The 14,892-nt window shown below is 65.4% G+C and carries 13 protein-coding genes and 1 pseudogene; 13 read left to right on the forward strand and 1 reads right to left on the reverse strand.

All coding sequences use genetic code 11. From position 1 onward, the window contains the following. Window positions 1-10 precede the first annotated feature (10 nt). The 10 genes and pseudogenes from soxY to AC1DW2_RS19020 all read left to right on the forward strand — a co-directional run. The gene (soxY, locus tag AC1DW2_RS18975; protein ID WP_354118974.1) at window positions 11-496 is read left to right on the forward strand and encodes a thiosulfate oxidation carrier protein SoxY; all 486 of its coding nucleotides are present in this window, start codon (window positions 11-13) and stop codon (window positions 494-496) included. A gap of 10 nt (window positions 497-506) precedes the next feature. Further along, window positions 507-818, forward strand: a complete 312-nt coding sequence (soxZ, locus tag AC1DW2_RS18980) for a thiosulfate oxidation carrier complex protein SoxZ (RefSeq protein ID WP_477006924.1) — start codon at window positions 507-509, stop codon at window positions 816-818. Further along, window positions 818-1,678 carry a sulfur oxidation c-type cytochrome SoxA gene (gene soxA / locus AC1DW2_RS18985; protein WP_477006925.1) on the forward strand — a complete coding sequence of 287 codons (861 nt, stop codon included), beginning with the start codon at window positions 818-820 and terminating at the stop codon, window positions 1,676-1,678. The genes soxZ and soxA overlap by 1 nt, the downstream gene beginning before the upstream one ends. Then, window positions 1,675-1,980 (forward strand): hypothetical protein, encoded by a 306-nt coding sequence (locus tag AC1DW2_RS18990; protein ID WP_028151965.1) that lies wholly within the window; start codon window positions 1,675-1,677, stop codon window positions 1,978-1,980. The genes soxA and AC1DW2_RS18990 overlap by 4 nt, the downstream gene beginning before the upstream one ends. A 56-nt stretch (window positions 1,981-2,036) precedes the next feature. Continuing rightward, window positions 2,037-3,788, forward strand: coding sequence for a thiosulfohydrolase SoxB (gene soxB, locus AC1DW2_RS18995; protein WP_354239929.1), 1,752 nt, complete (start codon window positions 2,037-2,039; stop codon window positions 3,786-3,788). Continuing rightward, window positions 3,785-4,240 (forward strand): DsrE family protein, encoded by a 456-nt coding sequence (locus AC1DW2_RS19000; RefSeq protein ID WP_063979966.1) that lies wholly within the window; start codon window positions 3,785-3,787, stop codon window positions 4,238-4,240. The genes soxB and AC1DW2_RS19000 overlap by 4 nt, the downstream gene beginning before the upstream one ends. A gap of 294 nt (window positions 4,241-4,534) precedes the next feature. Next, window positions 4,535-5,572 carry an MBL fold metallo-hydrolase gene (locus AC1DW2_RS19005; protein WP_477006926.1) on the forward strand — a complete coding sequence of 346 codons (1,038 nt, stop codon included), beginning with the start codon at window positions 4,535-4,537 and terminating at the stop codon, window positions 5,570-5,572. An 81-nt stretch (window positions 5,573-5,653) separates the two neighbouring features. Beyond that, window positions 5,654-5,821: a hypothetical protein gene (locus AC1DW2_RS19010; protein WP_166071036.1), complete on the forward strand. Its 168-nt coding sequence runs from the start codon at window positions 5,654-5,656 to the stop codon at window positions 5,819-5,821. Window positions 5,822-5,993: 172 nt separating this feature from the next. Further along, entirely contained in the window at window positions 5,994-7,214 is a 1,221-nt protein-coding gene (locus AC1DW2_RS19015; protein WP_071909080.1) for an MFS transporter, read from the forward strand. An 80-nt stretch (window positions 7,215-7,294) separates the two neighbouring features. Then, window positions 7,295-9,001: pseudogene (locus AC1DW2_RS19020) on the forward strand (N-acyl-D-amino-acid deacylase family protein); the annotation flags it as partial. 214 nt (window positions 9,002-9,215) lie between these two features. Here the strand turns inward: AC1DW2_RS19020 and AC1DW2_RS19025 are convergent. Next, window positions 9,216-10,553 carry an MFS transporter gene (locus AC1DW2_RS19025; protein ID WP_063979969.1) on the reverse strand — a complete coding sequence of 446 codons (1,338 nt, stop codon included), beginning with the start codon at window positions 10,551-10,553 and terminating at the stop codon, window positions 9,216-9,218. A 146-nt stretch (window positions 10,554-10,699) separates the two neighbouring features. Here AC1DW2_RS19025 and AC1DW2_RS19030 point away from each other — a divergent pair, with 146 nt between their 5' ends. The 3 genes from AC1DW2_RS19030 to AC1DW2_RS19040 are packed head-to-tail and all read left to right on the forward strand — an operon-like array spanning window position 10,700 to window position 14,884. Further along, window positions 10,700-11,353 (forward strand): ABC transporter ATP-binding protein, encoded by a 654-nt coding sequence (locus tag AC1DW2_RS19030; protein ID WP_231143709.1) that lies wholly within the window; start codon window positions 10,700-10,702, stop codon window positions 11,351-11,353. Further along, window positions 11,350-13,812, forward strand: a complete 2,463-nt coding sequence (locus tag AC1DW2_RS19035) for an FtsX-like permease family protein (protein ID WP_477006927.1) — start codon at window positions 11,350-11,352, stop codon at window positions 13,810-13,812. The genes AC1DW2_RS19030 and AC1DW2_RS19035 overlap by 4 nt, the downstream gene beginning before the upstream one ends. After that, window positions 13,802-14,884 carry a lipocalin-like domain-containing protein gene (locus AC1DW2_RS19040; RefSeq protein ID WP_477006928.1) on the forward strand — a complete coding sequence of 361 codons (1,083 nt, stop codon included), beginning with the start codon at window positions 13,802-13,804 and terminating at the stop codon, window positions 14,882-14,884. Before AC1DW2_RS19035 ends, AC1DW2_RS19040 begins: the two co-directional genes overlap by 11 nt. Window positions 14,885-14,892: the final 8 nt, after the last annotated feature.

Consider the following 14,892-nt stretch of genomic DNA (forward strand, 5'->3'; position numbering starts at 1 on the left):
GAGATTTGAGATGACCATCACCACCGGCCCTCATGCGACGCGGCGCCTGATTCTTCAGGGCGCAGCCGGCGTCGCGCTGCTCGGCCTCGGCAACCTGCCATTCGCGCCCGCGCATGCAGCGGCCAACGACAAATACCCGGAAGAAGCGTTCAAGCAGAAGAGCGAGGCGGACGCGATCAAGGCGCTCTACGGCAAGACCGCCGAGCCGTCCGACAAGGTCAAGCTCGACGCACCCGAGATCGCCGAGAACGGCGGCGTGGTGCCGATCTCGGTGACGACGACGCTCGACAAGGTCACCTCGATCTCGTTCTTCGTGGCCGAGAATCCGAGCGCGCTCGCGGCGAGCTACAAGATTCCCGATGGCACGATCCCTGCTGTCGCCAACCGCCTGAAGATGGCCAAGACCACCAACGTGACCGCGATCGTGGAAGCCGACGGCAAGCTCTACAGCGCGACCAAGGAAGTCAAAGTCACAGTCGGCGGCTGCGGCGGTTAGGAGAAGTTAGATGGCATCCAGCATTCGCGTCCGCGCCACGGCCAACGGCGACATCACCGAGGTGCAGGTGCTGATCCAGCACCCCATGGACACCGGCCTGGTCAAGGACGCCAAGGGCGAGGTGATTCCGGCGCACTTCATCCAGCAATTGAAGTTCGAATGTAACGGCAAGGACGTCTTCGTCGCCGATTGGGGCACCGCGGTCTCGAAGGACCCCTACGTCAAGTTCAGCTTCAAGGGCGCCAAGAAGGGCGACGACCTCAAGGTCTCCTGGACCGACAACAAGGGCGGGTCGGACACGATCAACGCGAAGATTTCGTGATGAATGCCCGCTTCTTTCTCCTTGGTTCGTTGAGCGCCGCGCTGGTCGCGTTCGCCCTCACCTCTCCGCGCGTGATCGCGGCCGACAAGGTCGATCCCGTTGCCGATGCGAAAGCGTTCCAGAACTTCTTCTTCCAGAAGTTTCCGACCGTAAAGCACGACGATTTCGTCAACGGTCCTTATTCGATGAACGAGGACATGAAGCGGCAGTGGCAGGAGAAGGAGGAATTCCCGCCCTACGAGTTCGCGCTCGACGCCGGCAAGGAGATGTTCGCGACCCCGTTCAAGAACGGCAAGACCTATGCCGACTGCTTCCCGAACGGCGGCATCGGCATCCGCCAGAACTATCCTTACTTCGACACTGGGGAAGGCAAGGTCGTCACGCTGGAGCTCGCGCTCAACCGCTGCCGCGAGGCCAATGGCGAGGCGCTCTATTCCTACGTCAAGGACGAGATGGCTTCGCTCACCGCCTACATGGCGTTCACCTCGCGCGGCAAGCCGATGGATATCAAGATCCCCGATGATCCCCGCGCGCTCGCCGCGTACGAGAACGGCAAGCGCTACTTCTACACGCGCCGCGGCCAGATGAATTTCTCCTGCGCGAGCTGCCATGTGCAGAGCCCCGGCGAGCGCATCCGCGCCGAGATCCTGGCACCGGCGCTCGGCATTCTGAACGCGATGCCGATCTACCGCTCCGAATGGAGCGGGATGGGCACGACCAGCCGCCGCTTCGTCACCTGCAACAGCCAGACCCGCGCGGTTCCGCTGGAGCCGCAGGCCGATGAATATCGCGACGTCGAATATTTCCTGTCCTACGTCGCCAACGGCCTGCCGATTTCAGGGCCGGGAGCGCGGCCATGAAGCTGTCACTTCCTCTCGCCATGTTGCTCGCATTGAGCCTCGCGCCAGCAGCGCGCGCGGCAAACGAGGCGGACTACAAGGCGGCCTATGCCGCTGCGGAGGCCGCCTCCAAGGAGGCAGCCGGCATGCGCAACCAGTGGACCGTGACCGTATCTGCGCTGGCGGCAGCCAAGAAGGCGGCCGACGGCGGCGATTTCGACCGCGCGGTTGCCGCTTCGAAGGAGGCCGAGGCGCTGGCGAAGGCCTCGATCTTCCAGGCGACGTCAGAAAAAGAGGCGTGGAAGGCGATGGAAATCCGCTAGACTAAAAATCTCGTGGAACCGTCGAATTGCCGTTGAGAGGCGCGGAGAATTTCTGGATGGCCATCCGCCGCCGCGATTTCCTGAAGAGCACCGCTGCTGTCGCCACATCGCTCAGCCTGCCGCGGCTCGCGCGCGGCGCCGAGACCGCGAGCATTTACGACCTCGAACGGTTCGGCAATGCGCGCATCCTGCACACCACCGACACGCATGCGCAGCTCAACCCGGTCTATGTCCGCGAGCCCAGTGTCAATATCGGCATCGGGGAGATGGCAGGACGGCCGCCGCATCTGGTTGGCCGCGCTTTCCTCGAACGGTTCGGGATCCGCTCCGACAGCGCCGATGCCTATGCTTTCAGCTGCTTCGAGTTCGAGAAGTCCGCGGGCCGCTTCGGCAAGCTCGGCGGCTTCGCCCATCTGAAGACACTGATCGATCGCTTGCGCGGCGATGCCGGCGAAAAGCACTCCGTGCTCGTCGACGGCGGCGACCTCTGGCAGGGCACGGGTCTTGCCAACATCATGCAGGGCCGCGACATGGTCGAGGTCGCCAATCTGCTCGGCATCGAGGCGATGACCGGGCACTGGGAATTCACCTATGGCGAGCAGGCGCTGCGCGACAATCTCGAGCGCTTCAAGGGCGAGTTTCTGGCGCAGAACGTCTTCCTGACCGAGGAGGCCGCGTTCAACGACGCCCCCGCCTTCGACAAGGCGAGCGGGCGCGTGTTCAAGCCTTCGATGATCAAGGAGCTCGGCGGCCATCGTGTTGCGATCATCGGCCAGGCCTTCCCCTATGTGCCGATCGCGCATCCCAAGCGGTTCACGCCGGACTGGACTTTTGGCATCCGCGAGGAGGAGTTGCAGAAGCATGTCGATGCCTTGCGCGGCACCGAGAAGGTCGATGCGGTCGTCCTGCTGTCGCACAACGGCATGGACGTCGATCTCAAGCTCGCGAGCCGCGTCACCGGCATCGACGTCATCCTCGGCGGCCATACCCATGATGCGATCCCGCAGCCCATCGCGGTGAAGAACGCGAGCGGCACGACGCTCGTCACCAATGCCGGCTCCAACGGAAAATTTCTGGGCGTCCTCGATCTCGCGCTCGACAAGGGCAAGGTCGGCGATGTCAGGTACCATCTGCTGCCGGTCTATTCCGAGCTGCTGAAGCCCGACCCCGGCATGGCCGAGCTGATCGGCCGGGTGCGTGCGCCGCATGTGACCGACTGGTCGGAGAAGATCGCAACGCCCGACCGCCTGCTCTATCGCCGCGACAATTTCGCCGGCCCCGTCGACGAGCTGATCTGCACCGCGCTGCGCAGCGAACTCGATGCCGAGATCGCGCTGTCGCCGGGCTTCCGCTGGGGCGTCACCGCACTGTCCGGCCAGCCGCTGACCATGGAGGATGTGCTCGCGGAAACCGCGATCACCTATCCCGAGACCTATGTGCAGGAGATGACCGGCGCCCAGATCAAGGAAGTGCTGGAAGACATCTGCGACAACCTCTTCAACCCCGATCCCTATTACCAGCAGGGCGGCGACATGGTGCGCGCCGGCGGGCTCAGCTACACCTGCACGCCGACAGCTGCGATCGGCAGCCGCATCTCCGAACTGAAGCTCAATGGCGGCAAGGCGCTCAGCGCGAGCAACCGCTACAAGGTCGCGGGCTGGGCCTCGGTCAACGGCCAGCAGGGCGCACCGGTGTGGGATGTCGTCGCCAAATATCTGCGCTCGGGCCGGATGTTTCAGGAGCGGCTCGGCTCCGGCGTGACGCTGAAGGGCGTCGAGGGCAATCCAGGCATTGCAGGACAGGGATGATGCGATCGCAAATCTGCTGCGCGATGCTGCTGGCGGCGCTCGCCTTCGCCACGCCATGGGCCTCGGCACAGCAGGTGCCGCTCCAGGACAAGCCGTTCGCCGAGCACAAGATCGTGCTTCAGCTCTCCGACGGCGATGCGAAGAAGCACGCGCTGGTGCTGAGCGTCGCCAACAATCTCCTGAAGGCCTACGATCCGGACAAGGTCGCGATCGAGGTGGTGGCGTTCGGTCCCGGCATTGATCTCCTGTTCACCGGCAGCGAGCGCCGCAAGCAGGTCGAAAGCCTGATCGTGCAGGGCGTGCGCTTCGATATCTGCCTCAACACGGTCGACACGATCGAGCGGGAGACCGGAAGACGGCCGGAGTTCATTCCGACTGCGACGCCGGTGCAGGTGGGCGTCGGGCAGATCCTGTTCCTGGCGGAGAATGGGTACACGGTGGTGCGGCCCTGACCTTTTTGTCGGGGCAYGGCGCCGCGCCACCCTCGGTGTCATTCCCCGCGAAAGCGGGGAATCCAGTACGCCGCGGGCCCTCCGTATCCCACCACGGCCTCTGGAATACTGGATCGCCCGCCTTCGCGGGCGATGACAGCGGTGGTGGGGCAAGGACCTACGGCAAAACCGCCCCCCACCCCATCACGCAGAATAATAATTTTCTAAATTTCACTCTCTATACAGTGAATTGCTTCTCTTTCCAGCCTCTGGCGTAGTAGAATCCTCGAAACCAGTTCCACGCCGGGTCTTGCCATGATCTTTCGCCAGCTCTTCGACAGCGTTTCGGGCACCTATAGCTATGTCCTCGCCAGCCGCCCCGGCGGCGAGGCGTTGATCCTCGATCCCGTGCTTGAGAAGGTCGATCGCTACTGCCAGCTGCTGCGCGAGCTCGACCTCAAGCTGGTGAAAGCCGTCGACACCCATCTGCATGCCGATCACGTCACCGGCCTCGGCGAACTGCGCGACCGCACCCATTGCATGACCGTGATGGGCGACCAGACCAAGGCCGACGTTGTGGCGATGCGGGTCGCCGACGGCGACAAGGTGACGATCGAGGGCCTGTCGCTCGACGTGATGTATACGCCCGGCCACACCGACGATTCCTACTCCTATCTGATGGGCGACCGCGTCTTCACCGGCGACACGCTTCTGATCCGCGGCACCGGCCGCACCGATTTTCAGAACGGCTCGTCGCGCGCGCAATACGATTCGATCTTCAATCGCCTGCTCAAGCTGCCGGACGAGACGATGGTGTTCCCGGCGCATGACTACAAGGGCGACACCGTCTCCACCATCGGCGAGGAGAAGCGCTACAATCCGCGGCTCCAGGTGCGTTCGGTCGACGAATATATCGAGTTGATGGCGAACCTGAAGCTGCCCAATCCGAAGATGATGGACGTCGCGGTGCCCGCCAACATGCATGTCGGCCTGCATCAGGAGGAGCTGGAGAAAGAGGGCCGCGCAGTCAGCGCCGTCGAGGCGATCCGCATCCTTGGCCGTCCCGATATCCTGCTGGTCGATCTGCGCGAGACCAATGAGCGGATGAAGCACGGCATGCTCGAAGGCGCGCTGCATACGCCCTACCCGTCCGTTGAAGACAGCCTGAAGCCCGGCGGCATGCTGCGCGAGGTCGCGGCCGCCACCGGCCGCCGCGTCGTGTTCTTCTGCGCCTTCGGCGAACGCTCGGCGATGGCTGTCGCCGCCGCCAAGGAAGCCGGCCTTTCCAACACTGCCCACATCGCCGGCGGCATCGATGCCTGGAAGAAGGCGGGCGGGCCTGTGGTGCACTGACGCCCCCTTCTTGCGGTAAGTCAGGAACCGCACATATTTTTGGGGTAGAAGCGGATGACGCATCACCATCCGGGATCACCCATGGCCAAGACCGCCAAGCCGCGCAAGCCGCCCAAAGTCGCTGATAACAAGCAAGCGGACGACAAGGCGAAGAAGCCCTCGCCTCCGCTCGACGACGACGATTACGACGACGGCGACATCGCGACGCCGAAACGCGACCGCTACGGTTCGGATGACGAGCCGTTGTGAGGGGTGAAGCTCGGCTTTGACGCGCACTGACGCGACACCCTCCCATGTCGTCCCTGCGAACGCAGGGATGGAAGCCCCACCGCGCTACCTGCCATGCGCCCGCGTTCATGGACAAATAACGGCTCTCCCCGATAGTTTGCGCGTCCGCTTAAGGACGTGAAACGGAACTGCAATGGTCGACGTTCTCGCCGCACCGCAACAAGGCAAGGCGGACAGCGCGCTGCGCACGCTGACCGGGATTTCGATCGCGCATTGGGTCAGCCATTTCCATCTGCTGGTCCTGCCGATGCTGTTTCCGTTCCTGAAGAGCCAGCTCGGCGTCGGCTATATCGAGCTCGGCTTCGCGCTCACCGTCTCTGCGGTCGTATCCGGCCTGACGCAGGCGCCGACCGGCTATCTCGTCGACCATTTTGGCGCGCGCAAGATCCTGCTGGGCGGGCTCGCGCTCGGCGGCTTCGCGCTGATCCTGCTCGGCCTGCACCTCAGCTATGCCTCGCTGATTGCGTGCGCGGTGCTGCTGGGTCTTGCCAATAGCGTCTACCACCCCGCTGACTACGCCATCCTGGCCGAGCATATGGATGAGGCGCGGATGGGCCGCGCCTTCTCGGTCCACACCTTTGCCGGCTATCTCGGCGGCGCCGTGGCGCCGGCGATCGTCGCGGCGCTCGTCACCGTCTCCGGCGGCACGGGTGCGCTGATCGCGTCGGGCGCGATCGCCGTGCTGGTGGCCCTGCTGCTGGTCGTCATGAACATTCCCGATGCCGGCGCGCACAAGACCAAGCCGGGCAACGAAAACGCGCCCAAGCAGGCCGTCATCACGCCGGCGCTGATCACGCTCACCGTGCTGTTCATGCTGCTCAGCCTGTCGGTCGCCGGCATCAACAATTTCGGCGTGGTGGCGCTGATGAGCGGCTACGGCGCGTCCTACTCCGCCGCCAACGTGGCGCTGACGGCGTTTCTCGGCTCCAGCGCCGCAGGCGTGCTCGCCGGCGGCTTCCTCGCCGACCGCACCGCGCGCCACGGCTATGTCGCAGCCGCCTGCTTTGCCGCGAATGCAGCGATCGTGCTGCTGATCGCGCTGGTCACGCTGCCCGGCGGGATGCTGACCGCCGCGATGATGATGGCGGGCTTCCTCTCCGGCGTGATCGCGCCCTCGCGGGACATGCTGGTGCGCAACGCCGCGCCTCCGGGTGCGGCGGGCCGCGCCTTCGGCATCGTCTCCACCGGTTTCAATCTCGGCGGCATCGTCAGCCCGCTGCTGTTCGGCTGGATCATGGACCAGAGCGCGCCGCACTGGGTGTTCGGGGCGTCCGTGATCTTCATGGTCGCGACCGTGGTGCTGTCGCCGTTTACGGAGCGGAAGCCGCAAGCCAAGGCTGCCACGCAACCCTGAGCGCACTTCCCCGCGGTTGACACTTCGCTTGCGCGCCCGAAAATGCGTTCAAGCAAAACAACAAACTGGGAAGAGACACCATGAGCACCCCTGATCTCGTGATCCGCGGCGGCACCGTCGCGGATGGAAGCGGCGGCGAATTGTTCGAGGCGGATGTCGCCATCACCGCCGGCAAGATCACCGAGGTCGGGAAGATCTCCGCGAAGGGACAGGAAGAGATCGACGCGCGCGGCAAGCTCGTCACGCCAGGCTTCGTCGACGTGCACACTCATTATGACGGCCAGGTCACCTGGAGTCAGGACATCACGCCGTCGTCGCAGAACGGCGTCACCACGGCGATCATGGGCAATTGCGGCGTCGGCTTCGCGCCGTGCAAGCCTGCCGACCACACCCGCCTGATCCAGCTGATGGAAGGCGTCGAGGACATTCCCGAGCCCGTGCTGAGCGCCGGCATTCCCTGGGCGTGGGAAAGCTTTCCGGATTACATGAACTGGCTGTCGAAGCGCGATTTCGACATCGACGTCGGCGCGCAGCTCCCGCATGCGGCGCTGCGGGTCTATGTCATGGGCGAGCGCGGCGCGCGCCGCGATCCCTCGACCGCCGAGGACAATGCGGCAATGGCCAAGCTCGCGGGCGAAGCGGTGCGCTCCGGCGCGCTGGGCTTCTCGACCTCGCGCACGCTCAACCACCGCACTTCGACCGGCGATTTCACGCCGACGCTGAAGGCGGGCGAGGACGAACTCACCGCGATTGCCGGCGCGATGCACAGCCAGGGCCGCAGCGTGCTGCAATTCGTGCTGGATCTCTCCACCCTCCACGAAGATCTGCCGATGATGCTGCGCGTGGCCGACAGCACCAAGTGCCCGATCTCGTTCTCGATCACGCAGAACGACAAGGCGCCAAACCGCTGGCGCCAGACGCTGGACGAGATCAACGCGGCGGCTAAGTGCGGCCTTTCCATTACCGCGCAGATCGCGGCGCGCCCGGTCGGACTGCTGCTCGGGCTGGAGCTGTCGCGCAATCCGTTCCAGACCCATCCGAGCTACAAGGCGATCGCGCATCTGCCGCTCAAGGAGCGGCTGGCGCGGCTGCATCAGCCGGACGTACGCAAGGCGATCCTGAGCGAGACGGCGACCGCGACCGACGATCCGCTGTTCTTCCGGCCCAACTACGACAAGATGTTCCTGCTCGGCGATCCCCCCGATTACGAGCAGCCGCCGGAGAACGCGCTGGGCCCGCAGGCGCGCAAGCAGGGCCGCCAGCCGGAAGAACTCGCTTACGATGCGATGCTGTCGGATGATGGCAAGGGCATGCTCTACGTGCCCTTCCTCAACTATGCCGACGGCAATCTCGACGCGACGCGCGAGATGCTGATCGATCCGCAATCGGTGCCGGGCCTCTCCGACGGCGGCGCGCATTGCGGCATCATCTGCGATGCCAGCTTCCCGACCTATCTACTGACGCACTGGACCCGCGACCGCACGCGCGGCGAGAAGCTCACGATTCCCTTCGTGGTCGCCGCGCAGTCGCGCAAGACCGCGCTCTCGGTCGGCCTCACCGATCGCGGGCTCGTTGCGCCCGGCTACAAAGCCGACGTCAACGTGATCGACTACGACCGGCTGCATCTGCATCCGCCGAAGGTGCATTACGACCTGCCGGTCGGCGGGCGGCGGCTGTTGCAGGATGTCGACGGCTATGACGCGACGATCGTGTCGGGCGTGGTGACGCGGCGGCACGGCGAGGCCACGGGACGCCGGCCAGGCAAGTTGATTGGGGCGCGCAGGGGATGGCGAACTAGCGCTGTGAGATGCAGTGAGGCGCGAAGGCCGCGCCTCACTCTCGCTGTCGTCCCCGCGAAGGCGGGGACCCATACGCCGCAGCAATCGTTTTGCGAAGGCTCGGAGTTACCTACTCACCCCAAACCACTCCCTATGGTTATGGGTCCCGGGCTCGCGCTTCGCGCGCCCCGGGACGACAGTGTGCCTGGAGCAATCGCGCCCCTTACGTCGGCGAGACCGCGCCCTTCAGCGCCGCGGCCTGCGGGGCCGCACCACGGGTCAGCCTGGCCTTTTCCGTGTTCGGCCAGAGCAGCATCAGACCGATGACGCCGGAGCCGACCATGACCACCGCGTTGATCGTGAAACCGGTCAGGTAGCCGTCGACCATGTTGCCGGCGCGCTGGATCACGGTGCCCATCACGTTCGGCGCGATGATGCCCGACAGCGTGTACAGCGCGCCGTAGATCGCGATGACCGCGCCGCGCTGCGACGCCGGGGTGAACTCGCCGAGCATCGGCGGGCAGACGACGTAGATCGCCCCGCACAGGCCGGAGCCGACGACGAGCAGCGCGATCTGCAGGCCAGCACCCTGCACATGCGCCATCATCGCCAGGATCAGGCCGCCGATGATCAGCGGCACCGAGCCGAGCACGCCGCGCGAGATGCGCGTCGTGTAGCCGCGCGCCATCATCACCTGCGAGACCCACCCCGTGAGGATGACGACGGTCGCGCCGAACACCCAGGGCAGGATCGAGACGTAGCCGGCCTGGCTCTGCGAGAAGCCCAGGCCCTTGACGATGAACGGCGTGAACCAGGTGAGGCCGAGCGACAGCGCCCAATAGGCCCCGAAGGTCGCGATCACGCAGCCGAGGAAGGTGCGCGAGGTCAGCAGCTGCACATAAGGGATTTTCGGCTCGGTGACGGCGAGAACCTGCGTATCCTCGAGCGGGCCTTCCTTGCCGAACGTCAGCCAGGCGCAGACCCAGAGCAGGCCGACGACGCCAAGCGCGCCGAAGGCGTAGTGCCAGGAGTGATTGACGATGACCCAGTTCAACGCCGGCACGGCCAGGATGACGCCGAAGGCCGAGCCTTGCGACAGGATCGCGGTCGGCAGCGTGCGCTTCTCGTCGGGGAACCATTTGTAGATGGCGTGGGCTGCGACCGAGAAGGCAGGTCCTTCGCCAGCGCCCAGCACGATGCGGCAGATCAGGAGCGTGGTGAACGAGACGGTGCCCACCATCGGGAACTGCGCCAGCGCCCAGATCACCGCCAGCGTCAGCAGCACCCAGCGCGTCGGCACCTTGTTGACGATGAAGCCGACCACGATGGCCGAGATCGAGAACAGGAAGAAGAACGAGGAGCCGAGCAGGCCGAATTGCTCGGCATCGAGCTTCAGGTCGGTCATGATCGGCACGCCGGCGAGACCGACGACGATCTTGTCCGCGAAGTTCACCACCATGAAGAGAAAGAGGAGAAAAGTGACGGTCCAGGCGCCCTTCGGCGTTGCCTTGGTTTCCCCTGCCGTCCTGCCCGCAACGTCGGGCGTTCCCTGAGCGCTCATCAATCTCCCCGTATGTCTTTTTGTCGGCACGTTTTTGATTTGGCCGTTTTGGGAGCTAACAACGGCTTCAAGGCCAACGCAACCCCGGCATTTCCACGGCAAGTGTGCTACGCAGCATTGAGTTAATTCCGTCCGGCGCATTGACCTTGCTGAGCATCCGAAACCTCTCAAAGACCTTCTCCTCGGCCGGCGAGCCGGTCCATGTGCTGCGCGGTGTCGACCTCGACCTCAAGGCCGGCGAGCGCGTCGCGCTGACCGGCGAGTCCGGCAGCGGCAAGAGCACGCTGTTGCACTTGATCGCGGGTCTGGATGCCGCCGACGACGGCACAATTCGCCTGGAGGACACCGAGGTCACCAAGCTCTCGGACGCGGGCCGGGCCGAGCTGCGGCGCGACCGGATCGGCCTGGTTTTTCAGCAGTACAATCTGATCCCGAGCCTGTCGGTCGCCGACAATCTCGCCTTCCAGGCGCGGATCGCCGGCCGTCACGATGCGGCATGGTCAAAGGAGCTGATCGAGCGGCTCGGGCTCGGCAATCTGCTCAAGCGTTATCCAGAGCAATTATCAGGCGGCCAGCAGCAGCGGGTCGCGATCGGCCGGGCGCTGGCGACAAAGCCCTCACTGCTGCTCGCGGACGAGCCGACCGGCAATCTCGACGAGGATACCGCCGACGACGTGCTGGCGCTGACGCGCGATCTCGTCACCCGCACCGGCTGCGGCTTCCTGATGGTGACACACAGCCTGCATCTCGCCGGCACGCTTGACCGCCACGTCACCTTGCATGCGGGGCGGATCGCATGAGGCGCGCGCTGTGGGTCCTCGCGGTGCTGCTGAGCCACTGGCGACGGCACAAGATGCAGTTCGCGACGCTCCTGATCGGGCTGATCGCGGCGACCGCACTGTGGAGCGGCGTGCAGGCGATCAACCAGCAGGCCCGCAATGCCTATGACCGCGCGGCGGCGACGTTCGGCGGCGTGCGCACGGCGATGCTGGTGGCGCCTGATGCCGCGACCTTCTCGCAAGAGCTGTTCATAAAACTTCGCCGCGCGGGCTGGCCGGTCTCGCCGGTGCTGGAAGGCCGCGTCCAGGTCAACGGGCGCTCGGTGCGGCTGCTCGGCATCGAGCCGGTCACGATGCCGGCCGACGTCGGCAATGCGCCACGCCTCGGCGCCTCGGATTTGAGCAGTTTTGTTGCGCCGCCCGGCCAGACATTGGTGGCGCGGGAGACGCTGAGCGATCTGCAGGAACAGGAAGGCGCGGCACCGCCGATCAGCAACGGCGCAAAATTGCCGCCGCTGCGCGTGCTGCCGCAGCTCGTGTCCGGCGTACTCGTCGTCGACATCGGCGTCGCGCAGCGGCTCCTGAACAAGCCGGGCCAGGTGTCGCGGCTTTTGATCGGCAAGCCGAGGGGCAAGCCGGCACCGCTGGCCAGTATCGTCGGCGAGAAGTTGCAGCGGGTCGAGCCGAATGCGGAGACGGAGCTGGAGCGCCTCACCGACAGCTTTCATCTCAACCTGACCGCCTTCGGCCTGCTGTCGTTCTTCGTCGGCCTCTTCATCGTCAACTCCGCCGTCGGCCTCGCCTTCGAGCAGCGGCTGCCGATGCTGCGCACGTTGCGGGCCTGCGGTGCCTCGGCGCGGCTGGTCAACACGGTGCTGGTGGTCGAGCTGGTGGCGCTGGCGCTGGTCGCAGGATTGATCGGGCTCGTCTGCGGCTATTTCATCGCGGCTGCGCTGTTGCCCGACGTCGCGGCGTCGCTGCGCGGGCTGTATGGCGCGCAGATCCCGGGACAGCTCACACTGCGCTCCGAATGGTGGCTCGCCGGTATCGGCATCAGCATCGCGGGTGCACTCGTGGCCGCCGCGACCAGCCTGATCAAGGCGGTCAGGATGCCGGTGCTGGCGACTGCGCAGCCGTACGCCTGGCAGCAGCGGCAGCGCCGCTGGCTGATCCTGCAGAGCGGCGCGGCCTGCGCCGTGTTTGCGGTCGCGCTGTTGCTGCTGCACTACGGGCAATCGCTGATTGCGGGATTCGGCGTGCTGGCCGCATTGATGTTCGGCGCGGCGCTGATCCTGCCGGCATTCCTCGAGATCATCCTGCTCGTGGGCCAGCGCTGGGCGAAGGGGCCGCTGGCCCTGTGGTTCTGGGCGGACAGCCGGCAACAGCTCTCCGGCTTGTCGCTGGCCCTGATGGCGCTGCTGCTCGCGCTGGCCGTCAATGTCGGGGTGTCCACCATGGTGGAGACCTTCAGCCGCACCTTCGTCGGCTGGCTCAACGGGCGGCTTGCCGCCGACGTCTACATCAGCGCCTCCGACAATGCGCAAGGCGTCGCGATCCGGAGCTGGCTGAAGGAGCGCAGCGACGTGCAGGCGATCCTGTCGGGCGGACGCGCCGATACGCAGGTTCAGGGGCAGCCGGTCGAGCTGCTCGGCCTGCCCGATCATGCGCTCTATCGCGAACGTTGGCCACTGCTGGAGACCGCGCCGCGCGCCTGGACCCAGCTCGTGCCCGGCAATGCCGCCTTCATCAGCGAGCAGCTGAGCCGCCGCCTCAACGTCCGCGTCGGCGATGTCATCGAGGTGCCGGCGCCCGGCGGCACCTGGGAGCTCGACATCGCCGGCATCTATGCCGATTACGGCAACCCCAAGGGGCAGCTCGCCGTCAACGTCGCGGCGTTGATCCGGCACTTCCCGCAGACGCCGCAGACGCGCATCGGCCTGATCGTCGCGAAGGAAAATATCCCCGGCCTTATCGCGGCATTGCAGAAGCAATTCGCGCTCGACGACCGCAGCGTCGCGGATCAGGCAACAGTGAAGGCGGAATCGATCCGGATCTTCAACCGCACCTTTGCGGTAACGTCGGCGCTGAATGCCTTCACGCTAGGCGTTGCCGGCATTGCGCTCTTGACCAGCCTGTTGACGCTCGCGAATTCCCGCCTGCCGCAGCTCGCGCCGCTGTGGGCGATCGGCATCACGCGGCCGCGCCTTGCCGCGATCGAACTGACCAAGACATTGTCGGTTGCATTGTTCACCTCGCTGCTGGCCGTGCCGCTCGGATTGCTGGTGGCGTGGTGCCTGATCGCGATCGTCAATGTGAAGGCGTTCGGCTGGCGGCTGCCGTTCCACGTGTTTCCGCTGCAGCTGGTGGAGCTGGTCGCGGTGGCGCTGATCGCTTCGCTGCTTGCCGCGCTGTTGCCGATGATCCGACTGGCGCGGATGCAGCCGGCGAGCCTCGTCAAGGTGTTTGCCAATGAGCGCTGATAAAATCACGCGGCGCGCCTTTGCCGGCGGCATCGCCGCACTCGCGGCTGCCCGCCGCGCTGGCGCGCAAGGCTATGCCGGGCTCGGCGAGACCGCCGACGGCTTTGCGAAGGTGACACCGGGAAAGACGTTCAGCTTCCCGGCCGATCACGGCCCGCATCCGGAGTTCCGTATCGAATGGTGGTATCTCACCGCGAACCTTGTCGATGGCAGCGGCGCGGCGTGCGGCCTGCAATGGACGCTGTTCCGCCAGGCGGCGCAGTCGGGCCCGCAAGGAGAGGGCTGGGCCAATCAGCAGATCTGGATGGCGCATGCGGCGGTGACGCGCGCTGATACTCACCGCTTCAGCGAGGTGTTTGCACGCGGCGGCATTGGACAGGCCGGCGTCACCGCAAAGCCATTTGCGGCATGGATCGACGATTGGGAGATGAAGGGTTTTGAGCGCACCGACGATCGCACCCTGGCACCCTTGGCGCTGAAAGCATCGGGCACCGACTTCAGCTACGCGCTGACGTTAGAGGCCGATCGTCCCGTGGTGCTGCAGGGCGATCACGGCTACAGCCGCAAGTCCGAGCGCGGGCAGGCGTCCTACTATTACAGCCAGCCGTTCTACCGCGCACGCGGCAGCCTCACGATCGACGACAAATCCGTCGATGTCTCGGGCCAGGCCTGGATGGATCGCGAGTGGAGCAGCCAGCCGCTCGATGCCGACCAGACCGGCTGGGACTGGCTGTCGCTACATCTCGCATCCGGCGACAAGCTGATGCTGTACCGGCTGCGCCAGAAGGACGGCAATGAGTATCCGTTCGGCAACTGGATCAGCGCCACTGGTGACACGCAGATGATCGCGGGTGGCGATATCCAGATGAGTCCGAAAGCGACCGCTGAGATCGCGGGACGCAAGCTGCCGGTGGAATGGCAGATCGCGATCCCCTCACGATCGCTCTCGATTGCCTGCAAGCCGCTTAATCCAAAAGCCTGGATGGGGACCGGCTTCTCCTATTGGGAAGGGCCGATCAGCTTTGCCGGCACGCATGACGGCGTTGGCTATCTCGAGCTGACCGGCTATTGAAGCGCGAC

This window comes from Bradyrhizobium sp. P3_C3, assembly GCF_056402655.1.